This window comes from Paraprevotella clara YIT 11840 (genome assembly GCF_000233955.1).
GTDB classification, from domain to species: domain Bacteria; phylum Bacteroidota; class Bacteroidia; order Bacteroidales; family Bacteroidaceae; genus Paraprevotella; species Paraprevotella clara.
This window is the reverse complement of the sequence record NZ_JH376616.1, coordinates 157,818-181,767: the sequence shown is the minus strand read 5'-3', so window position 1 is coordinate 181,767 and position 23,950 is coordinate 157,818. Positions and strand designations below refer to the sequence as shown.

Sequence of the window (23,950 nt, the reverse complement as noted above, 5' to 3'; positions counted from 1 at the left end):
TGGAGGGGATTTTTTGTAGGTATAGCCGACATTTAAAAAACTTGTGCTATCTTTGTTTTTACGAATATAGGATGCGGTTTGGCATGGGTAAGCTTGAAAAACTTTGTTTTTCGTTTGTCTCTGCGCTCACCTTTCACTATCTTTGTGCTTATAATGTACATTAAATAAAAGACGTATGGGAATTTTCAGCTTTTTTTCAAAAGAAAAAAAAGAGACACTTGATAAAGGACTGGAAAAGACGAAAGAGAGTTTTTTCGGGAAACTGACCCGGGCTGTGGCCGGTAAGTCTAAAGTGGACGATGATGTACTGGATCGTCTGGAGGAGGTCTTGGTAACGTCGGATGTGGGAGTAGACACAACGCTGAACATTATCGACCGGATTGAAAAACGTGTGGCTCGGGATAAATATGTAACGGTAAATGAACTGAATGATATATTAAGGGATGAGATCGCATCTCTGCTCACCGAAAATAATACGGCAGATACCGAAGGTTTCGTTTTACCCGAGGGGAAAAAACCGTATGTGATTATGGTTGTGGGTGTGAACGGGGTCGGGAAGACCACTACCATAGGCAAGTTGGCCTACCAGTTTAAGAAAGCGGGAAAGAAAGTGTATCTCGGAGCATCGGATACGTTCCGTGCGGCAGCAGTGGAACAGTTGGAAATATGGTCTGAGCGGGTCGGTGTTCCTATTGTGAAACAGCAAATGGGGAGCGACCCGGCATCTGTAGCCTTCGATACGTTGAGTTCTGCGATGGCGAATGGTGCGGATGTCGTTTTAATCGATACGGCCGGACGTTTGCATAACAAAAAGGGATTGATGGACGAATTATCCAAAATAAAACGTGTCATGCAGAAAGTGGTGCCAGATGCCCCTCATGATGTCATGTTGGTGCTTGACGGGAGTACGGGACAGAACGCTTTTGAACAAGCCAAGCAATTCACGTTAGCTACGGAAGTGACCAGTATGGCTATTACAAAACTTGACGGAACAGCAAAAGGCGGTGTCGTTATCGGAATTTCCGACCAGTTTAAGATTCCGGTACGTTATATCGGTTTAGGAGAAGGCGTTGAGGATTTACAGCCTTTTAACCGGAAAGAGTTTGTAAAGTCTCTTTTTGGAAATGAGTAGGGGGAATTTGATTCGTTCATTAAAAAAGAATATTGTTTTGCGAAAGAATACGATTGATGTCATAACATTGGGGTGTTCAAAGAATCTGGTTGATTCGGAAAAATTGATGCGTCAGTTGGAAGCCAATGGGTACAAAGTGACGCATGATACAGACCGTCCCCAAGGGGAAATCGCTGTGATTAATACTTGCGGGTTTATCGGAGATGCCAAAGAGGAAAGCATCAATATGATATTGGAATTTTGCCAGGCTAAGGAAGAGGGGCGTTTGAAGAAACTATTTGTCATGGGTTGCCTTTCGGAACGCTATCTGAAAGAACTGGGTGAAGAAATTCCACAGGTCGATAAGTTTTATGGTAAGTTCGATTGGAATGAATTGCTGACCGATTTAGGAAAGGCATATCATCAGGAATTGAGTTTGGAACGTGAGTTGACGACCCCTTCCCATTATGCTTATCTGAAAATCTCCGAAGGGTGCGACCGTCGGTGCTCCTATTGTGCCATACCTATTATCACGGGGAAGCATGTGTCGCGTCCGATAGAGGATATTTTGGATGAAGTACGAATGTTGGTGTCACGCGGGGTGAAGGAATTTCAGGTCATTGCCCAGGAGTTGACCTACTACGGTCTGGACCTTTACCATCGTCAGATGCTGCCGGAACTTATTGAACGGATGGCTGACATACCCGGTGTGGACTGGATTAGGCTCCATTATGCTTATCCCGCGAATTTTCCGGTAGATTTATTCCGGGTGATGCGTGAGAAAAAGAATGTTTGCAAATACATGGACATTGCTTTGCAGCATATTAGTGACAATATGTTACAGAGGATGCATCGCCATGTGACCCGCCAGGAAACCTATGATTTGATAGAGCGTTTTAGGGAGGAAGTACCGGGAGTTCATTTGCGTACGACCTTGATGGTAGGGCATCCTGGAGAGACGGAAGAAGATTTCAATGAGTTGTTGGATTTTGTTCGTAAGGTTAAATTCGACCGTATGGGAGCTTTTGCTTATTCGGAGGAAGAAGGAACTTATTCGGCTGAGCATTATGAGGATGAGATTCCTTTTGAGACCAAGCAAGCCAGATTGGATAAATTGATGGCTTTGCAGCAGAAGATTTCAGCGGATTTGGCGGCTCAGAAAATAGGAAAGATTTTCAAGGTGATTATAGACCGTAGCGAAGGAGAATATTATATAGGACGTACCGAGTTTGATTCGCCTGAGGTGGATCCGGAGGTTCTGATTCCTGTGAGCGAAGGGACTTTATCTCTCGGAACGTTCTATGAGGTGAAGATTACAGATGCCGATGACTTTGATTTGTATGGTACTCGAATGTTTTAAAGAGTTGTATACGTATGAATAACAAGGAGTTTATAGCGGAATTGTCCCGTCGTTTAGGTTATACGGTGAAGGATGCGTCTTCATTGATGGTTGCCTTGGTGGCTGAAATGACGGACGAATTGGAGGATGAAAACGTTATAGCCATTCAGAATATAGGTTCGTTTGAGGTGAGGAAAAAACAAGAGCGGGTAGTCGTGAACCCCGCTACCCAGCAACGCATGTTGGTGCCTCCCAAATTAGTCATTAATTTCAAACCCAGCGCTTCTTTTAAAGAGAAGATGCAATAAACGTCGGTCGTAATGGATAAAAAGGTTTTGATACAGGATTTAGCTGACGGGTTGGTGTTGCGGAGAGGTCTGCCTAAAAAAGATGCCGATGTTTTTGTGCGTTCGGTTTTTGAAATTATAGGAGAATATCTGCAAACGGATAAGATCGTTAAAGTAAAAGGGCTTGGAACCTTTAAATTAGTGACAGTGGATAGTCGGGAGAGTGTGGATGTGAACACCGGCGAGAGAATTGTAATCAAAGAATATACGAAGATTAATTTCACGCCGGATCCCGTTCTGCGAGACGCTGTCAATAAGCCTTTTGCACAGTTTGAGACGGTGGTTTTGTATGAGGGTACGGATATTGCCGATATGGAGCGGATGGACATTCCGGATTTATCTGAAGATCATGAGGCGGAAAATATATCTGATGTAAATGAAGAGACAGATGAAGCAGATGAAATGGTGTTATCCGAATCAGAAGAAGTCCTTTCGGGGGAAGAGAAGGATATGCAGGCGAAAGGGCATCATGGTATAGATGAAGTCTCAATAGAAACAGCGGCTATAGACGAAAACGGAGCGGTAGAGATTCAAGATGGTGAAAATGAGAATACTGATACTGAAGCTACCGTGAATTCTATAGAGGAATATTCCGATGTAGTGGAAGAGGTTGAAAATAAGGCCGAGGCTGTCTCCGAGAATGTAGATGAGAAATCAGAAACATCGGTTGGTGACGAAACGGAGGATGAAAGAGTTTCTTCTTTGCGGCAAAACACGGAGAACGAAATAAAGGCAGAATCGATTTCAGCCGTTCAGGAGGGAGTGTTACCGGAAGGAAAGGAAGAAGGGGTGCACAATAAAAATAATACCAATGCTGATGTTCACCATGTGGAAAAGGTGCATGTGGCAACTCAACAAATAGAGGTGCAGAAAGTCGAACATCAAACTGTGGAGAATCAGCATATTGTTCAAATGGCGCCCGAACATCATGGTCGTAGACGAGTCTATTTGACGCCTTGGATGATGTTTTTTGCGGTCCTACTAGTGTTGTTATTAATGGCTATCAGTTATTACATCGGCTATCATCATCTTTTTTATGGGAATCAGCCAAAAGTCGTAAAGCAGCCGGTGGTAGTGCATCCTGTTCCTTTAAAAAAGGATACGGTTCAGATTTCGAAAGAACAAGATTCTCTGAAGGTGGATTCCGGTTCCATACGGAAAGTACAAGTGCCGGAAGGTATGCCGGAAAAAACAAACAAGGTGAAAGCGAAATCGGAAGATACACAAAAAGTATCTGTAGAATACCCGCAGGTGAAAAACGGGGCATACGAAATAGTAGGTACACAAGAAGAACATCGTATGAGGAGCGGGGAGACTTTGCGCGGTTTGGCATTGAGGTATTACGGCTCGAAAGATTTTACAGTTTACTTGGTGGTGTATAATAAAATCGCTAATCCTGACCTCGTGCCTGAAGGTATGTTGTTGAAAATACCCAAGTTAAGACTAAAACGCCGTTAACTGCCATAAAAAGTTTCTTAAATAGATATTTGGGAAACTTTTTTTAATAATATAATATTGTCAGTGCGTACTAAAAAGCTTAATTTTGGGTCACGAAAAACGAGAGTATAATTTATAAACAAATAAAACAGATATGGCTGAAGCGATAGATATTCGCGAGTTGAATGAGCGAATTGAGAAACAAAGTGCTTTTGTAACGAATTTAATAACCGGTATGGACCAGGTGATTGTGGGGCAGAAGCATTTGGTAGAATCACTGTTAATAGGATTGTTGAGTGACGGACATGTATTGTTGGAAGGAGTACCCGGTTTAGCGAAGACGTTGGCCATAAAGACTTTGGCATCGTTGATAGATGGAAAATTCAGTCGAGTACAGTTTACTCCGGACTTGCTTCCTGCCGATGTGATAGGTACGATGATGTACAGCCAAAAAGATGAGACGTTCATTGCTCAGCGTGGTCCTATTTTTGCCAATTTCGTGTTGGCGGACGAAATCAACCGTGCTCCGGCCAAGGTGCAGAGTGCTTTGTTGGAAGCGATGCAGGAACGTCAGGTCACCATCAGTAAAGAAACATATAAATTACCGGAACCTTTTTTGGTATTGGCCACTCAGAACCCGATAGAGCAGGAAGGAACTTATCCTTTACCGGAAGCCCAAGTGGACCGTTTTATGTTGAAAGTGATAATTGATTATCCCAAGTTGGAAGAGGAAAAGAAAATTATCCGTCAGCAAATCAAAGGGGAAAAGACTGTCGTGCGTCCTATTTTGTCTACTGATGAAATCATCGAAGCACGTAATGTAGTCAGGGAAGTGTATTTGGACGAGAAGATAGAGCAGTATATTGCCGACATCGTTTTCGCTACGCGCTATCCAGAGCAATACGGTTTGAAGGACTTGAAAAATTATATAGAATTCGGCGGTTCTCCGCGTGCTTCTATTAATCTGGCTTTGGCGGCTCGTGCCTACGCTTTTATTAAACGTCGGGGATATGTGATACCGGAAGATGTACGGGCTATAGCCCATGATGTTTTGCGCCACCGTATCGGGCTTTCATACGAGGCGGAAGCCAATAATGTCAGCAGCGAAGAAATCATCAGTCAGATATTGAATAAGGTAGAGGTACCCTAATCATCGTTGTGAATGGATACAAGTGAGATTTTAAAGCGGGTCCGTCAAATCGAAATTAAAACGAGAGGACTGTCTAACAATATTTTTGCCGGTGAATATCATTCGGCCTTCAAAGGGCGTGGTATGGCTTTCTCTGAAGTGAGGGAATACCAGTACGGAGACGATATTCGCGACATAGATTGGAATGTGACGGCACGTTTTAACCGGCCTTTCGTCAAAGTGTTCGAGGAGGAACGTGAGCTGACGGTCATGCTTGTGATCGATGTTTCGGGCAGTTTGAGTTTCGGAACAGTTTCTCAGACCAAACGGGAGATGGTGGCGGAGATTGCTGCGACGTTGGCTTTTTCTGCCATACAAAACAACGATAAGATCGGAGTGATTTTCTTTTCGGACAGGATTGAAAAGTTCATTCCTCCGAAGAAAGGACGCAAGCATATTTTGCGTATCATACGTGAATTGCTGGATTTTACTCCTCAAAGCAAGTCTACGGATATCGGTCAGGCGATAGAGTACCTTACTCAAGCCATTAAGCGGCGTTGTACGGCATTCTTGTTGAGTGATTTCATAGATAGAAAAGACTATCGTACGGCTTTGACCGTAGCCAACCGGAAGCACGACGTGGTGGCTATTCAGGTTTTCGACCGCCGGATGGCAGATTTGCCGGATGTAGGGCTGATGAAGGTTTGCGATGCGGAAACCGGGCATGAACAATATATCGATACGTCCAGCCGCAAAGTGCGGAAGGCTCATCATGACTGGTGGAAGAACAGGCAGAATTTGTTGCAGGATACGTTTACGAAGAGCAATGTGGATTCGGTTTCTATTCGTACGGACCAAGATTATGTGTCTTCGTTGATGACTTTATTTGCCAAACGAAATTGAAGATGAAAAGTTACCATAATAAAAATAAAAGAGCCGTTCGACTGTGGTTGCTTCTGCCGTTTCTTTTGATGGCAAGCGTTGTTGAAGCACAGGTGACGGTGGATGTCAGGATAGATTCATTGGAACTTTGGGTAGGGGAACAGACCCGTATAACTTTGGATGTCAGTACGGATACTAAATCCAAGCTGGTAATGCCACAGGTGAAAGCCGGAGATATGCTGACTCCCGGGGTAGAGGTGGTAGAAGTTGCCAAGGCGGACACGCAGCAATTGAATGAAGGAGCTCGTCGTTTGGTTTCCCAAAGCTATATCGTAACCTCTTTTGATTCGGCTTTGTATTATTTGCCCCCCCTTGTAGTGAAAGTTGATGGGAAGGAATATCAGTCGAAGAATTTGGCTTTGAGGGTGTTGTCGATTCCTGTCGATACGGTTCATGTTGACCGATTCTATGGGCCTAAAGAAATTATGGCCGTTCCTTTCTCGTGGACGGATTGGTCTTTGATATTCGCTTTGTCCGTACTTTTGCTTGTATGGGTTCTCGGCTTGGCTTATTTTTATATACGTTATCGGGATAATAAGCCTATCATCAAGATTATCAAGTTAGCTCCTAAGGTTTTGCCGCATACGAAGGCCATGGAGGAAATTGACCAAATCAAGGCAGAGAAAGTTTGGGCGAAAGAAGATTCTAAGGAATATTATACTCGGCTGACCGCTATTCTGCGTACCTATATCGAGAAGCGTTATGGTTTCAATGCCATGGAGATGACCTCGACCGAGATTATCGACCGCTTGTTGAAAGAGCAGACTTCTGAAAGTCTGGACGAATTGCGCATGCTGTTCCAGACTGCCGATTTGGTCAAATTTGCCAAATACAATACATTGATTAATGAGAATGATGCAAATCTAGTGAATGCCATTGAGTTTATCAACCAGACAAAGGTGGAAGTGGATGAAAATGCCGTGCCGGAGTCGGACGAAGTAACGATTGAACAGAAACGCAGTCGCCGGACATTGATAAGTATGCGTTTGGCGTTGGTATTGCTTACGTTGGCCGCGTTGGCCTTGTTGGGCTGGATTCTTTGGATGGTGTATGACTTGGTCGTTTAAAATTTATAAGTGATTATGACGTTTGCGAATATTGAATATTTTTTTCTCTTGCTTCTGCTCATACCTTATATTTTATGGTATGTGCTGAAAAACAAGAAGAAAGAACCTACGTTGTTGGTGTCGGATACGACGGCATATCGTTATGCGCCTAAGAGTTATAAGAACCATCTGATTCATGCACCATTCATACTGCGTTTGTTTACGTTTGTGATGGTCATTATCATATTGGCTCGCCCCCAAACCAGTAACAGTTGGAAAAACACTCAGGTTGAGGGTATAGACATCATGTTGGCAGTTGACGTTTCTACCAGTATGCTGGCCGAAGACCTGAAGCCGAACCGTTTGGAAGCAGCCAAACAGGTGGCTTCCGAATTTATAGCGGGCAGGCCGAACGATAATATCGGTCTGACTATTTTTGCGGCCGAGGCATTTACCCAATGTCCGATGACTACGGATCATGCCGTATTGCTGAACCTCTTCCATGGTATCAAGACCGATATGGCTCAGCGGGGCATGATTCAGGACGGAACAGCCGTAGGAATGGGAATCGCCAATGCCGTTTCTCGCTTGAAAGACAGCAAGGCCAAAAGCAAGGTGATTATCTTGTTGACGGACGGAACGAATAATGCCGGAGATATTTCGCCCTTGACTGCGGCAGAGATTGCCAAGAGTTTCGGAATACGAGTGTACACGATTGGTGTGGGTACCAATGGTTTGGCACCTTATCCCATGCCGGTAGCAGGCGGTGTGCAATATCTGAATGTGCCGGTAGAAATCGATACCAAGACGTTGGCAGCCATAGCCGGGAAGACAGATGGTGAATTTTATCGGGCTACGGACAATAAGAAGTTGGAGGATGTGTATAAGGATATTGACAAGTTAGAGAAAACGAAGCTGAATGTCAAGCAATACAGCAAGCGTTATGAAGCATACGCCTTGTTTGCCTGGTTGGCTGCTGTTGCGTTGCTACTTGAAATCCTGTTACGTATGACCATATTGAAGAAAATACCTTAATTCATTCTGATTATGTTTCGTTTTGAAGAACCATTATATTTGTACTTGCTTCTGCTGATACCCTTATTGGCAGGTCTGCACTATGCCACAAACTATTACCGCAGGAAGCGTCTGCTTCGTTATGGCGACATCGAACTCCTGAAAGGCTTGATGCCGGATGTTTCGGCAGCCCGGCGTGAGGTGAAGACGTGGTTGATGCTTGCGGCTTTGGCATTGTTGATATTCACTTTGGCACGTCCGCAGTTCGGGACAAAAATGGATACCCGTAAGCGTCAGGGAATAGAGGCCATTATAGCCATGGACATATCCAATTCGATGATGGCTGAAGATGTGACGCCGAGCCGTTTGGAAAAATCCAAAATGCTGGTAAGCAATATTGTGGATAAAATGACGGATGATAAGATCGGATTGATCGTGTATGCCGGAGAGGCCTATACCCAGTTGCCTATAACAAGTGATTACGTGTCGGCCAAGATATTTTTGGAAACGATAAATCCATCCATGATTACCACGCAAGGAACAGATATCAAGCAGGCTATTGATTTGGCCATGAAAAGTTTTACGTCCAATCAGGACGTGAGCAAGGCTATTTTTGTGATTACCGATGGAGAGGACAATGAGGGAGGAGCTGTGGAGATGGCCAAAGCGGCAGCGGAAAAGGGAATAAAAGTCTATGTCTTGGGAGTCGGTTCTCCGCAAGGCGCACCCATACCCATGCCCGGAAGTTCGCAGTATATCACAGACAATACGGGGAATGTAGTGGTTTCCAAGTTGAACGAGTCGATGTGTCGGGAAATTGCGGCTGCCGGTCAAGGAGCCTATATTTATGTGGATAACAGTTCATCCGCACAGGAACAATTATCGGGCTATGTGGATAAGTTGGCTAAGAAGGAGATGGAAAGTGCGGTCTATTCGGAATACGATGAGCAGTTCCAAGCCGTAGCTTTGTTGGTTTTGCTTGTACTCGTTCTGGATGTGTTGATTGTGGAACGTAAGAATCCGTTGTTTAAGAATATAAAGTTGTTTCGTAAGTTAAGTAAGGAAGAAAGACATGTTACGTGGGATATATAAATATGGATTGGCTTTGTGCTTGTGTCTGACGGTATCTCTTTTATGGGCGCAGAAGAAAACAGACCGTGACTATTTGAGGAGTGGAAACCGGTTGTATCGCGACAGTATGTACACAAAAGCCGAGGTGGATTACCGTAAAGCCATTGAAGCCAACAGTCGTTTCCCTCAGGCACATTTCAATTTGGGAAATGCGTTGTTGAGACAGCAAAAGCCCAAGGAAGCCATGCAGGCATACGAACAGGCCGTGAAAGTGGAGACAAACAAGGGACGGTTGGCTTCCATATATCATAATATGGGAGTGATTCTGCAAAGCCAAAAGCAGTTCGGACCCGCCATAGAGTGTTATAAGAACGCCTTGCGGCGGAATCCTGCGGACAACGAAAGCCGCTATAATTTGGTCTTATGCCAACACCAGTTGAAAAACAATCCACAGCAGGACCAGCAAAACGACAATAAAGAGAATAAGGACGGAAAGGACAAGAACAAAGAAGAAGACAAGAATAGCAGTAAAAAGGACAAACAGGAGAATAAAGACAAAAAAGAAGACCAACAGAAGCAACAGCAAAAGCAGTCACAGCAGAATGAAGAGAACATGTCGAAAGAGAATGCCGAACAACTGTTGAACGCAGCCATGCAAGATGAGAAAGATACACAGGAGCGCATCAGGAAGGCCATGGCCAAACCGCGACAGAGAAAATTGGAGAAACAATGGTAACGACTAAACAATAAAGGAAATAGGAATGAAGAAATATATCGCATTACTTTGGTTATGTTGTCTGACAGTCGGGATACGGGCAGCCGTACAGATAAAGGCCGCGGCACCGGATGTGGTGGAGGAAGGTGAGCAGTTTAGGTTGAGTTTCACCGTGAACACACAGGATGTCAGTAATTTCCATTTGCCTACCCTGAAAGGGTTTAGTGTAGACATGGGGCCGAGCCGCTCCTCACAGTCCAGTTTTCAAATGATTAATGGAAAGACTTCGCAGAGCAGTTCGGTAACCTATACTTATATATTAAGTGCATTGAAGACCGGTACTTATACCATTCCGGCCGCTACGGCTACTGTGAACGGAAAGCAATACCGTTCCAATACCGTGAACATAGAGGTTGTCCCCGGCAGTGGCGGGGGGGCACAGTCTCGCCAGCAAGGGGGCGGACAGCACGAACGGATGCAGATGCAAGATGCCGGGGCTAAGATTACCGGAAAAGACCTTTTCATTACGGTTACGGCCGACAAGCAACGCTTGTATGAACAAGAGGCGGTAGTGCTGACTTATAAGGTCTACTCTTTGGTCAACCTGTCGCAGTTGGCCGGTGGCATGCCGGATTTGGAGGGTTTTCATACACAGGAAATAGAGCTGCCCCAACAGAAGAGCCTGAAAATGGAAGAGCACAATGGGCGCAGGTACGGTACGGTGGTATGGCGGCAATATGTGCTCTTTCCCCAACGTAGCGGAAAGATGACGATTCCTTCCATCAAGTTCGAGGGGATTGTGGTGCAGCAAAATCGTAATATCGACCCGATTGATGCGTTTTTCAACGGGGGGAGTACCATGGTCGAGGTGAAGAAAACCATTGTGGCTCCTTCTCTGACCTTGCAGGTAGATCCTTTGCCTTCGCCACGGCCTGCTAATTTCTCCGGAGCGGTGGGCAAATTCAATATCAGTGCTTCCCTTACTCCGAGCGAAGTGAAGACGAATGACGCGTTGACGCTGAGGGTTACGGTTTCCGGAAGCGGCAACATGAAGCTGATGAAAGCTCCGGTGGTGAATTTCCCGAAAGATTTCGAGACGTACGATGCCAAGATTACGGACCAGACCAAAGTAGGTCGCGGAGGGGTTTCCGGTAATAAAATATTTGATTATTTGGCTGTGCCCCGCCATCCGGGGGAATATACGGTCCCGCCTGTGGAATTCTGTTATTTTGATACCGACGCGAAAGCTTACAAGACCGTGAAAACGGAAGGATTTGACCTCAACGTGGCGAAAGGCAAAGGCGGAAGCGGCGGCGGGAACTATACGAATAAAGAGGACGTGGAGTTGTTGGCTTCAGATATCCGGTACATCCATCAGGGGGAGGTGCGTTTGCAGCAAAAGGGTGAGTCCTATTTCGGGACAGCAGCCTATTGGTGGAGTTATGTCATTCCCTTGTTGGCATTCATTGTTCTTGTGGTGGTCTTCCGCAAACAAGCTATGGAAAATGCCAATGTGGCTAAAATGCGTAACAAGAAAGCGAATAAGGCGGCAGCCAAGCGTCTGAAACAGGCGGCTGCATTGTTGAAAGCCGACAAGCCGGCCGAGTTTTATGATGAGGTCTTAAAGGCCTTGTGGGGCTATGTGGGAGACAAGTTGAATCTTCCGGCTACAGAACTGAACAAAGAGAATGTCAGTGAAAAGTTGCAGGCCAAGGGAACGGACGTCTCCGTCGTGCAGCAGTTGGTAGAGACGATGAACGATTGTGAATTTGCCCGTTATGCGCCGGGCGACCCGTCGCAAACGATGGACAAGATATATGCAGCGGCTACGGAAGTCATTGATAAGATGGAAAGTTCTATTAAACGGTAAGTAAAGGATGAAGCTGATGAGAAAGTTGATTTTGATATGTATAGGTGTGATGTGCATGTTTTCGCTTCACGCCCAAGACAAAGTGCAGGCTGATAGTGCGTACGCTGCGGAAAAGTATGAAGAAGCCATACCTATATATACGGCTTTGCTGAAAGAAGGGGAGCATGCGGACATATATTATAATTTAGGAAACTGTTATTATAAGACAGACCGTCTGGCTCTTGCCATTTTGAATTACGAGCGTGCCGCCTTGTTGGACCCCGGGAGTTCGGATGTCCGTTTCAATTTGGAGTTGGCCCGTTCAAAAACGATAGATAAAATCACACCCGAAAGCGAGATGTTCTTTGTGACATGGTATAAGAACATCATTGACATGATGAGTATGGACGGTTGGGCGCGTACGGGGATTGTGGCTTTTGTGCTGGCCTGCGTGCTGATTCTGGTGTTTTTCTTAGGCAATAAGGTCGTGTGGAAGAAATTGGGTTTCTTTGGCGCTTTGGTCATGTTGGCGGTTGTCGTGATGGCCAATGTGTTTGCTTGGACGCAGCATCAGGAATTGAATGCCCGCAGCGGGGCTGTGGTGATGAGCAGTTCGGTAGTCGTGAAGAGCACTCCGAACGAATCGGGTACGGACCTCTTTGTACTGCATGAAGGCACACGTGTGGAAATCATAGACGATTCCATGAAGGAATGGAAAGAAATACGGTTGGCAGACGGCAAGGTGGGTTGGATGCCGGCAGAAGCAATGGAGGTGATTTGATATGGCGTTAGAAGACTGGATCGGTTTGGACCAACGGTTGTTGCTGCTGTTGAATGGCAGCAATTCGTTGTTTTTCGACCATTTGATGAACGGGATTACCAGTACGGTGGCTTGGATACCTGTGGCCGTCGTGCTATTTTATGTGTTGGTCAAGAACAATTCCATGCGTGAGGTGGGGCTTATTGTGTTGTTTCTTGCCTTGTCCATCTTGTTGGCCGACCAGTTTTCTTCTTCTTTCTGTAAACCTTACTTTGCCCGTTTCCGGCCGGCTCAGGACCCCTTGCTGATGTATTTGGTAGACGTGGTGGATGGCTATCGTGGCGGACGCTATGGTTTTATATCCAGTCATGCCGCCAACACTTTTGCTGTATGTATCTTTTTAGCTTTGTTGGTTCGTAATGTTTGGATGACCTTTTCTTTGGTTTTGTGGGCTGCGCTCTGTTCTTATTCCCGCATTTATTTGGGGGTACATTATCCGGGAGATATTCTGTTCGGGATGCTTTGGGGGCTGTTGGTAGGTCTTTCCACTTACATGGCATGCGCTTATATTTTGCGCAGGATGTCGCCGGATAGGAATTTTATTTCTACTCAATATACTTCCACGGGGTATGCCGTAGCGGATTTGGATATTTTTCAGAGTGTACTTTATCTCACTTATGTGGTATTGGCCATACGGGCAGTGGTTTTGTAATGCTAGAATGGCTTGATGTCCTTTTCTTATTTTTATGGAATATATGATTTTTAACAACAAAGACTGATTTGTAGTAGTTATAATCTTGTTGTTTGAATGGCTTTTGTATTACGAAGTGTGCATATAAGTGCCTTTGTATTTATTCTTGGTTATAACTGTTTGGCTTTTTGGGGATTTTTGACCGCAAATATTCCTTTTATATAAGCTTCTATTTTTATTGTTTATCTTTTTTCTTTAACTAAATCCCTCTTGTAAAACCACATAACTGCCATTACCTTTGTGTTCCAATTTATCGGAGGAGTCCGAATAGACTTGGCTTGCACTAATTCTATCAATTAAAAATTAAAAGAAAATGAATCAAATGATGCTATTAGCGGAAACCGAGATGAGAACAACACTTAACTATGGGCGTAAAAATTATGTGAGTCCTGAAGTCCGGGTCATGTCATTCGAAACAGAGATGATGATTGCCGGAAGTGATATGAATCCGGAACCTCCAAATCCGGGATATAACTCGGGACATAATCCGGATGATTTTTGGGACGCATGGCGATGATTTTTTCAGTTGATCAGAAAGGATAGCGGAAAAGCACAAATAAATTCCAATATACTTTTTAAGATTAGATTGTTTTTGGGATACAGTATTAAATTTAAAACAGAAGTTAGATGATAAAGAAACTTTTTTTAACCACTCAACTTTTATTTTGCTGTTTTGTTTTGCATAGTTATGCAAGAAATGAGTATGCTTCGGATTCCGACAGGGACCTGAAACGACGCAATAAAATGGTAAAAGAAGCAGCTTTGCTTCCGGATTCCGCATTTGAATACGTGAAGATGGAAGACTTGCTGGATGATCAAGTGTATATGAAGTTGGCACATGACGGATGGAGCCCTCAAGAGATTGTAACCATCATGAAGACGGCCTTAAAAGACCGTAAGGCTGCCAAGAACAAATTCGGTTACGGATGGTATGCCAAGCAATGGCTACCCACTTACGGTATCATGCCGGGCGGAGATACGCTCTACCAGTTCGTGGATACAACCTATAACGAGGTGATGCAAGCCAGTATAGCCCGTACTGTTCCAACCGATGTACTGAACCATACCTGGCCCAAAATCGTGTACACTCCAGAAGACCGTAAAAAAGGTATTCGTAATACAGCCTATTTCCGTACGGTGGAACATAAACCATCGTCTGGACGTATGCATTGGGGTGTGGTACATCCTGAAGACCATGACAAATTGTATGTAATTCCCGACGGAGCAGGCATTTTCAAGACTGATAACGGAGGGCTTACCTGGACATGCATCACGGATAATATTCCGGTGAGAGCTCACCGCAGCACGGTTCGCCATTCCTCGATCCCTGTAGACCCGGATGATTGGAATCACTTGTTTGCTTTTGGTGATAACAGTACGGTGTATGAAACAACGGACGGCGGAGATAGCTGGCGTCGTATAGAAGGGGCTACTCACAAAGGATATAAGCGAGGTTATGCTTTTCGCGACAAAGCCGGAAATCTGAAATTCATCGGCGCACAGCAGCAAGGGGGGATTGAGCATTGGGCCAGTAAACTTTGGATTAGTGAAGACACCTGTAAAACCTGGACAGAGGTCATTGTACCGGATGAACTAAAAGACGTCCATCCCAATGGTGTGGGAAAAGGCGTGTGGTTCCAGTCTGTGGAGTTTGATCCCTCCAACCGGGATATAATTTACATACCAGGGTCTCGGTCTATCTTCTATTTTGACGATGGAGCGAAAAGCACGGTGGAAAATGGAAAGAGAAAATATAACATCAAGAAGATGAGTTTTGATGTATATAATGAAAACCGGACGGCACTGCGTAATGATCCTTCCGACCCGGATAACAAGACGATATTCCCTTTAAGAGCCACTTCGCCGGGTAATATGGTCATCAGTACCATAAATCCGAACCAAATGTGGTTTGCGGCAGCAGTTCGTAACGGAAATGCTACGGCACTCTATTATACCGAAGACAAGGGAAAGACTTGGATAACGCTTCAAGAGCCTAGTGCTGGAATCGGTGGAGGTACTGTTTTTGGCAATGAGGCTCCTTGGAATTGGTTGGGAGGTTTCGGTGTAAACCTTCGTGATCCGAATTGGGTGTACGGATGTACGATGAGTTCTGCCATTAGTTCTGACGGAGGAAAAAATTTCGATCAGTTTGCATGGTCAATCCGTTTGACGTCGTTACAGGATGACGGCAAATATTATGCGGTAACCAATTCTCGTCATAATGCAGACAATCATTTCATTCTTTCTCACAAGAGTGGTCGGGTGTTCAGAGGTTCGGATGGCGGTATGTTGATGAAAGATTTGGATGTGAACAATAACCAATGGACTAATATTGGAGGAAATATGGGACAGATGTTGTATTACAATATCCGTGTCAATGAATTCGGTGATCAGTTGATGGTGGGTAACACGCAGGATATTGATGTGCAGACCTACCGCTACGGTCGATGGGGAAATTGGCGTGGTTATGAAGGTTCCGAATCCAGCGCCAATCCTTATACCAGCACATGCTACTTCTCCGGAGGTGGCGGAGGCGGTATTGAGAATATGCCGTTGGACTCGTGGAGCACGACCACCAATTACGCTGATGTACATACTGGTTCCTGGTATATGAGACGTACGGGAACGGGAAAAGGAAACACTTTCTACCGCATTGATGATATAGGTCGGAGCCTGACTAATCTGTTTGATAATGTCGGGGCGGATGTCGCGGATGTCACATTTGCACGCGATAAAGGATATACTACTATTTTTGTACGTACTACTGATAATATCTTAAAGAAATCCATAGACAGTGGAAACTCTTTTCAGGACATCCTGTACAACGGTGAGCCGGCTAAATTTAGCAATACCAGATTAGCGGCAGATCCCGATAACAGCGACATCCTGTATTTGGGACAGACAGGACAGGTCATGCGATTGTATGTCAACGAAAGTCGTTGGGAAAAAGTAGGAGAGGGCCTTCCTAATATAGCTTGCGACCACTTGTTTTTCCACGAAGGTAGTGGCGATCTTTATTTTGTGAATCGTGGTAGTGCCGGAATCTATATTCTGGAAAACGGTTCAAATACCTGGCGTTTTTGGACCAAGGGATATAATAGTGGAAAATTCAGTGATATTGTCATGAATTATACCACACAAGAGATGGTACTGGCTGATTATGGTCGCGGCGTATGGGTAGCCGATTTGGAGCATCCTTCCGACCGTTTCTTTAAAAACGGATTTGCCTTAAAAGAAATCACCCATGTGGATGGCCGTCGTACTATCGGTATTGATACGAAATGGACTATTCCGTTGTATTACTATTATGAATGGACGGTAAATGGAATGAAGGTAGATAATCCCTATCAGTATCTTACTCAGGCCTTGCGTCCCGGAGATAAAGTACAGTTGAAACTCACACTTAGAGAATCTCCCGATGTGTCTACCCTTTCGGCCGAATACATCGTGAAGGAAACACCGGATGTAAAATTGGAAAAGAAAGCCGGAAATGCGTTGTATTCAAACGGAAAGGGCAGAATAGATTTAGGATATGTAGATTATTTCTTCAATGACTTTACTGTAGACCTTTGGGTGAAACCGATGAATGATGGAGTTTTGTTGGCCAACCGTCAGAAAGAATATGATAAAGGTGCAAAAGGTTGGTTGCTTTTCGTAGAAAACGGAACTTTGAAATTCAGATATTCTCCAAGCAACCAGTTTAACAAGCCGACGTATGAACCGGCTTCCGATGAACAGAAAACCATCGAAGGGGGTAAATTGAACATGGGTGAGTGGGCTCATGTGGCGATAACCGAGAAACGTGACGGTTCGATACGTCTGTATGTAAACGGTATGTTAACTGGTGAGGGAGAGCGTTATCGCAGGGAACATACGCTGAATAATTCCACTTACCTGTCGCTGTTTGCAGATGCTTTTGAGTATGCGCCGATAGAGGCAGCCGTAGATGAATTAAAGATATGGAACTACGAATTGAATGAAGAGGAAATCCGTCGTGAAATGTATTCCGTGAATGTAGACAATCGTAACGGACTTGTGGCTTACTATGCTTTCAATGGGGATAATCTGTCCGGAGACTTGGAAACATTTGCCGGATATCAGCCACGTGTGATGACGCGTGCGGAGGTTACTCATGAAAAAATGTCGCTCCCCATCAGTGCACAACGAGCTGCTTACGGTGTATTGACCGATGGTGAGAAACTCTTTGAAGACCGGGGAGTCAATCTGTTGAAGATAGCCGTTAAAAATACAACATCGGATTATCAGATCGGTGTATATGCTTATAAAGCGGAACATTGGTTGGAAGACAAATCCAATTTGGATACCAAATATTATGAGGTAGAACCGACTGGATATATCTTCCGAAACTTTACCGTTGCCGAAGCAGACACTTTGACGTTAGATTTCTATGCTGTCGAAGGCAAACCTTTTAATCAGAACAAGCGTTATCGTCTGTATTATTCGGAAGACGGACGTAGGAATTATTGGAATTTGGTGGGAGATTTGACCTATAATGCAGATACGCAGACTTTGCAAGCGACTGATTTGCCGATGCAGGAACTGCAAGGCAAAAAAATGTTGGTAGTGTCTTTGAAGCCGGCTATCGAAATGACCGTTGAGGGAGTTTCAAATAGAGGAGAGCTTACCGTATATTCCGAGGATCAGCATACTGTCAAAGCCCACGCTTCTATTGTGGAAGGCTTGGCAGAACCGAACGGTGTGTATGATATCGTGTCGGACAATGACGTGCTGCAACCTCAAACCGGATTCTATTTTACGAAGGGTGAAGCTTCCTCCGATCTTAAAATAGGGCAGAATTTGGGAGCCTTCAATGAACGGAATCTGGTGACCCTGAAAGGCAAGACCGATGAAAAGATGATTCCGATGCCGATTGAGGTTGTCAACCGGATTACCCCGAAAGAGTTGGGTAACTCGACGTGGGTAGAGAAAGGTGGAATTTTGGTGGGTTCGGCAGATAACTATGTTGCTTTGCATGAATCCAATACCGTGACCATAATGGGGTGGGTATATTTGGGTGATGTAGACATATTGTCCGGAACCAAACCGCTCTTATTTTTCCGCTCTTCAAATCCCTCTGTAGCAACAGGACTACACTTGCAAAACGGTAATGTACGCTGTCATTGGAATGAAGAATCCTGGAGTTGGAACCAATCTACTTCACTCAACGTGACGAAAGATCAGGTTGGACAATGGATTCATCTGGCATTGGTGGCCCGCCCCGATGGTATGGATTATTACCTGAACGGAATGAAATATTCTATAAAACGTAATATAAACAAAGGACGCATACATTCCATGTTGATGTTGGGACAGAACCAAATGGGTAACACTTGGTTTACGGGAGCATTCGATCAGGTTGCCGTATGGAACCGCTCACTGACCCAGGAAGAAGTCTTGAGATATATGCAGGAAAGAGTGTTGCTGAATGATTCGGCATTAGTGGCTTATTTGACGATGGATGTAAGAGATGAAAACGGGGATTTGCGTGAAAGCGTACAGGACATGTCGCTGAAGCACTACGGTACTTTGACACAAAACTATCGTTCTACTGTGCCGTTTAATCCGGAAAGTCGCCTGCATCTGAACCAAATGTCCGAAACTTCAGCCGTACAGTTGATTTATCCGGAAGGAAAGAATGTACTGGGAGAATGGAATACATTCGACGGTACCTCTTACAACTATGTAGCAGCCGGAAGACAATCCGATTTGCCTTTGAGCAAAACACACTACACATTGGTTTATGCAAACGATCCACAGTTGACAGCAACCGATCGGATTACTTTACGTTACCGTCATGCCGGTATTATGGAGCAGGACCATTTGGTGATGGCCATTCGTGCTTTAGGTTCGGAAAGTCCGTTTGAACATTTTGTGGAAGCACAGACTGTTGAAAACGGCAAAGCAGAGTTTTCTATCGAGGGAGCGTTGTTGAACCGTGCTTCCGAAGTGATGTTCTTTGTCTCTCCTGAATCCGGCAAACGTCCGGTGAAGGTGGAGCTGGCTTTGGCTGACGGAATGTCCGGAAACAGCAATATCATGCTGGAGGAAACCGCCAAGGGATTGCCTCTGCAAGTGAAAGTATTGAGCGGAAATGCCGATGATGTGGTGATGCTGGAAGTGAAAGAAACGGCCTACGCCTCTTTGGATAAAGACAGTGTAGACATGCGTAATGGCGATAATCGCTTTACGATCATGATAGACCAATCCAAGTTGGATAAAATGGCTTTGAATCCGATAACCGTCCAGGCGGTCGGTGCGGAATCAGCTCCGTTGGAGTTCAAGGTTTATCTTGAGCCCAAGGTCGAACTGAAATTGAAAAACGGCACGGACGACTATACTTTTGTGGCTACTGCACCTACGGCAGACTTGGAAGTGGAAGCCGAACTGCTGCAAGGCTATCTGGAAGAAGAAGTTCAGTTGACGACGATTGCTGACGTAGATAATGCGATGAATATCGGAAACGGAACCTTACTGTCGAACAGTTCGGTAACTATCGGCCACTTGGAGCATTTTGAATCTCCTTACGGTAAGGCTCAGGAGGGATGGAACCTGATCGGTAATCCGTATTTGGCAGACATCAACATCACGAAACACCAGAATGTGATCTTTGACGAGCACAAGGTGACTAAATTCGTTTATCAGTATAATAAGGAGTTGGACAACTACATTACATTCGATATGACGAACTATGATGAGGAACAGAAGATCATACCGTTCCAGTCTTATTTTGTCCAGACACTGGCACCTGAGGCTGAACTTACCGTGACTCCTGTGGCCAAAGAGGTGACGCTTAACCGTCGTACATTCGATTACTATACTGCAAACGAATATACTTCAGTGCGCTTGAAACTTTACGCAGGGGATAAAGAGCAAGATCGTACGGACATTATTTGGGAAGAAGGTGCTTCGGCAGATTTTGTGGTGAATGAAGATGCTCCGAAATTCTGGAGTTTGTCAGCCACAGCCAATCAATTGTTCTCTGCAGCCGGAAAATCGGCGGCTTCTGTGAACACACTGCCGATGGATACCGAAGAAGTCAAACTGGGTTTGAGAATAGGAACTCCTGGCAAGTTGTCTCTTCGTTTGAGCCGGATAACCGGTTTTACAGGAGATGATGAGGTTATCCTTTGGGACAAACATACGGGGGCGGAATGGAAGTTGGATCAGGAAAACGCCTATGAGTTTGATATCACGCAAACCGGAGATGTGAAAGACCGTTTCGTATTGAAGGTGAAACGTCATGACACTTCGGTTGGTGTTGAAGACAGAGTAGAAACAGCCGGTTATAAGGTGTACGTTTCAGGAACTACCTGCATGATAGAGAATCTGCGTGGCAATGCCGACATTCAAATCTTCAATGTGCAAGGTCAGCTTGTAGCACGCGACAAAACGGCTCAACACAACTATTCGGTATCTTTGAAACCGGGAATACATGTTGTGAAAATCAGTGAGAACGGAAAAGATTATGTGACTAAAATTATATTGAAATGATAAAGAATAAATTAATAGGTAAAATAGGATGTTTACTGATGCTCGTATGGGCATCGGTAAGCCTCCACGCTCAATCCATAGAACTTTTGGGATTATATTCCAATGGCAGTGCCGGTCAGTTAAAAGCTAAGGTGGAGTTGGCAGGAAAGCAAATCAAATCGGTCACTTCTTATGCTTATCGGATGTCTGACGGTTTTGCTACGACAGCTTCGGATTATGAATTGATAGAAGGTTCTTTCCTGACGGCGGATGTGGAGATGCAAACCGGAGACTATGCCTATCGCATGGAAGTGGTGTTGGACGACGACACCCGGTTGCTTACCGAGTGCGTGAACCAAGCCAATACGGAAGCTTTCATGTGGTTGGGAGACTATCAATGGACGGAGGCTACCACAGCCGTAGCTGGAACATTGCCCGGTGTGGACCGTTGCTTCGGTACGGACCAGAATTTGCAGACAAACGATAAGACTTACTATAAAGGAGTTTCCAGCAAGGGTGGTCAAATCATCTATGACCTCCCGGAAGAAATGAATTTTCGTAAGTTTGATATGGTATTGGGAACACAGAATGGCAGCGGAAATCTTAAATTCATGTTCTATTGTAATGATGGAAAAAAATTGGACTTCACCGTTAATTCAAATGCAATAAAGTCCATTTCCACGGCTGACTACCCAGCTTTTATTCCACACTTGCCATTGACAAAAATCAGGTTGGACTTTACGAATAATTCAAATGCTATCGGAAACTACAACTTGGCCAGACTGTATATGGAACGTACCCAGTCGGACAAGCAGGAGCAACAGGTTACGTTTACGAATACGGGAGAAACCATCATGTATCCTCGGCAAGTGGATTTGAAAGCTACTGCCACGTCAGGAGGCAAGATATATTACCGCATCATCAAAGGCCGCGATGCCGCCGACTTGAAAGGCAACGTATTGACCTTTAAAGATGGACAATCTACGGAAGTGGTTGTCGAGGCCACACAATACGGCAACGAACAATATGCTTGTGCTGTAAGTCAGTTGTCTTATGCGGTTCGCACGGGAGAGAATATCTTTATCTCTTCTGTATTACCGGAGTCCGGAAACAATCCGGGAACGGTATATTTATATGTCAATCCTCAGGCAAATCGGCTTTCACAACTGACGCTGAATATCTATGACGATGTATATCTGTTGAATGAATTGCAACAACTTGATTTGTTGACGATATGGAATAACACACCGTTTGTGTCCGGAACAACCGGTAAGGTTCTGGCTATTGCCGTTCCTGACTTAGAGATGAATCGTGTGTTCCGCATTACCTACGGTTACGAAGGAGGTGAGACGATGTATAGTTCTTATTACGAGGGATTGGATATGTTTGATTATCTTTCGGATTTGCCTTATCGTACGCAGGGAAATGCACAGATAGACAAGGCTGTCAATGGTTCTATGCTCCAAATCACCACGCAAAAATATAAAAAAGGATTTGGTATTCATGCAGTAGGTTCGGTGCAGACTACCTTGCCTGCGGGCATTTATGACCGCTTTATCACGGATGTCGGCAAACAGTCAGGCCAGCCTTATGTCATGGAGTTTGCGTTGAAGATGGATAACCGGCAGCTTACGACAACAGGCCCTGTCAATAACAGCAAGAAGACTACATGGGATTATCCTTTGGACGGCGTTTCCGTTTTGCATATTGATGTGCTATACGGTGGCGATGGAGCCGGAAACGATCATGGTTCAATCGGAGCGCCGAGACTATACCGCACGGCGGTGGCACGTAAGGAACAGACTTTAAACTGGCAGAAAGAATTTCCGTTAACCCACAACAAGCCGTTTAAGTTGCCGATGAAAGCTACGGCCTCTTCGGGATTGGCACCGGTATATCGTATTTTGAAGGGACAGGAGTTTGCCACGATAGAAGACGGAAACATACTGAACCTGCATACGCTTCCCGAACATGCCGAGATTGTAGTCGAGGCGTTTCAGCCCGGCGACCGGGAATGGGAACCTACCACAACTACTACTTGTACATTCCGCTTTTCCAAGGGCTTTGTGGTGCAGAAGGATGCACGGGTTGAGTTGGAAGGCGGTCAGGTATTGGAAGAACTGATTGTCTATGGTGATGCCGGACAGATGGGGCAGGTGGTAGTAAAAAACGGTATTGTTCAGGTAAAAAAGCTGGTGTTGAAATATACTTTCGTACCCAAGGCATGGAATTTCATAACTTTTCCTTCCGATTTGGATATAGACAAAATCAGCGACTTGAATGCCAAGGGGTATTATCTGAATAACAAAACGTCCGGCAGGGGAGCTTACTACATCCGCAGTTACGACACTCAGGTGCGTGCGGAAAACCCGTCCGGTTCGGTATGGAAGAATCTGGAGACTCCGGAGGTGAAAGGACTGAAAGGTTACATCATGGGCATCAACAATGCCTTGGGTATGGATCCGGTAGAGGTAACCTTTACGATGGACAATGTTTCGCTCGATTTCGAATCTTCGATTCGTCCGTTGAATCTTACGCTGGACCTTTCCCAGGTAGAGCCGGGCACCCGTCAGGATGTATATATAAAGCCGGTTAACGTGAAAGGAAATACATTGAAAGTCAGTGTGGACTTCCAACCGGAGGACCTGTCGGTATTGCCCGTCAATCATGCCAAAGCATTGGAGGGGATGCGTTTTACCTTCACTCCGGACAAGCGTGGCATACGTCTGACACTTCCCGACCAGACACCAGCCAAGATTGCTATCTATAACAAGAAAGGAACCAAATTGATGAAAGCTGTTCGTTACGTAGCGCCGATGGTATTGGATTTGAGCGATTTGAAGTCGGGCACCTACCAAATGGTGATTAACTACGGAGATGCCACGGCTGTAAGAATATTGGATTTTTAAGGATGATATAATAAAGTAAACAGAGTTTGTCGTTACGTC

At 45.0% G+C, this 23,950-nt stretch carries 16 protein-coding genes; all 16 read left to right on the top strand.

The window, feature by feature from the left end:
- Window positions 1-175: 175 nt before the first annotated feature.
- The 16 genes from ftsY (at window position 176) to HMPREF9441_RS12265 (ending at window position 23,911) form a co-directional block, all read left to right on the top strand.
- Complete coding sequence (gene ftsY, locus HMPREF9441_RS12340) at window positions 176-1,132, top strand: signal recognition particle-docking protein FtsY (RefSeq protein ID WP_008621656.1); 957 nt, start codon at window positions 176-178, stop codon at window positions 1,130-1,132.
- 37 nt (window positions 1,133-1,169) lie between these two features.
- On the top strand, window positions 1,170-2,471 hold the full coding sequence (gene rimO / locus HMPREF9441_RS12335; RefSeq protein ID WP_172634954.1) for a 30S ribosomal protein S12 methylthiotransferase RimO: 1,302 nt from the start codon (window positions 1,170-1,172) through the stop codon (window positions 2,469-2,471).
- A gap of 14 nt (window positions 2,472-2,485) precedes the next feature.
- Complete coding sequence (locus HMPREF9441_RS12330) at window positions 2,486-2,758, top strand: HU family DNA-binding protein (RefSeq protein ID WP_008621654.1); 273 nt, start codon at window positions 2,486-2,488, stop codon at window positions 2,756-2,758.
- A 12-nt stretch (window positions 2,759-2,770) separates the two neighbouring features.
- Window positions 2,771-4,255, top strand: a complete 1,485-nt coding sequence (locus tag HMPREF9441_RS12325; protein ID WP_008621653.1) for an HU family DNA-binding protein — start codon at window positions 2,771-2,773, stop codon at window positions 4,253-4,255.
- A 133-nt stretch (window positions 4,256-4,388) separates the two neighbouring features.
- On the top strand, window positions 4,389-5,384 hold the full coding sequence (locus HMPREF9441_RS12320; RefSeq protein ID WP_008621652.1) for an AAA family ATPase: 996 nt from the start codon (window positions 4,389-4,391) through the stop codon (window positions 5,382-5,384).
- 12 nt (window positions 5,385-5,396) lie between these two features.
- A complete protein-coding gene (locus tag HMPREF9441_RS12315) occupies window positions 5,397-6,266 on the top strand; it encodes a DUF58 domain-containing protein (RefSeq protein ID WP_008621651.1) in 870 nt (289 codons plus the stop codon).
- A gap of 2 nt (window positions 6,267-6,268) precedes the next feature.
- Entirely contained in the window at window positions 6,269-7,372 is a 1,104-nt protein-coding gene (locus tag HMPREF9441_RS12310) for a BatD family protein (RefSeq protein ID WP_008621649.1), read from the top strand.
- 15 nt (window positions 7,373-7,387) lie between these two features.
- Entirely contained in the window at window positions 7,388-8,386 is a 999-nt protein-coding gene (locus HMPREF9441_RS12305) for a vWA domain-containing protein (protein ID WP_008621647.1), read from the top strand.
- 12 nt (window positions 8,387-8,398) lie between these two features.
- Window positions 8,399-9,457 carry a VWA domain-containing protein gene (locus HMPREF9441_RS12300; RefSeq protein WP_008621646.1) on the top strand — a complete coding sequence of 353 codons (1,059 nt, stop codon included), beginning with the start codon at window positions 8,399-8,401 and terminating at the stop codon, window positions 9,455-9,457.
- The gene (locus HMPREF9441_RS12295; RefSeq protein ID WP_008621645.1) at window positions 9,438-10,172 is read left to right on the top strand and encodes a tetratricopeptide repeat protein; all 735 of its coding nucleotides are present in this window, start codon (window positions 9,438-9,440) and stop codon (window positions 10,170-10,172) included. The genes HMPREF9441_RS12300 and HMPREF9441_RS12295 overlap by 20 nt, the downstream gene beginning before the upstream one ends.
- Before the next feature lie 25 nt (window positions 10,173-10,197).
- Window positions 10,198-12,021 (top strand): BatD family protein, encoded by a 1,824-nt coding sequence (locus tag HMPREF9441_RS12290; RefSeq protein WP_008621644.1) that lies wholly within the window; start codon window positions 10,198-10,200, stop codon window positions 12,019-12,021.
- Between the two features lie 7 nt (window positions 12,022-12,028).
- Window positions 12,029-12,781: a tetratricopeptide repeat protein gene (locus tag HMPREF9441_RS12285; RefSeq protein ID WP_008621643.1), complete on the top strand. Its 753-nt coding sequence runs from the start codon at window positions 12,029-12,031 to the stop codon at window positions 12,779-12,781.
- Between the two features lies 1 nt (window position 12,782).
- Window positions 12,783-13,472 (top strand): phosphatase PAP2 family protein, encoded by a 690-nt coding sequence (locus HMPREF9441_RS12280; RefSeq protein ID WP_008621642.1) that lies wholly within the window; start codon window positions 12,783-12,785, stop codon window positions 13,470-13,472.
- Window positions 13,473-13,857: 385 nt separating this feature from the next.
- Complete coding sequence (locus HMPREF9441_RS12275; RefSeq protein ID WP_232038305.1) at window positions 13,858-14,028, top strand: hypothetical protein; 171 nt, start codon at window positions 13,858-13,860, stop codon at window positions 14,026-14,028.
- Window positions 14,029-14,255: 227 nt separating this feature from the next.
- Window positions 14,256-21,023 (top strand): LamG-like jellyroll fold domain-containing protein, encoded by a 6,768-nt coding sequence (locus tag HMPREF9441_RS12270; RefSeq protein WP_244949759.1) that lies wholly within the window; start codon window positions 14,256-14,258, stop codon window positions 21,021-21,023.
- Window positions 21,020-23,911: an NPCBM/NEW2 domain-containing protein gene (locus tag HMPREF9441_RS12265; RefSeq protein ID WP_008621622.1), complete on the top strand. Its 2,892-nt coding sequence runs from the start codon at window positions 21,020-21,022 to the stop codon at window positions 23,909-23,911. Before HMPREF9441_RS12270 ends, HMPREF9441_RS12265 begins: the two co-directional genes overlap by 4 nt.
- Window positions 23,912-23,950: the final 39 nt, after the last annotated feature.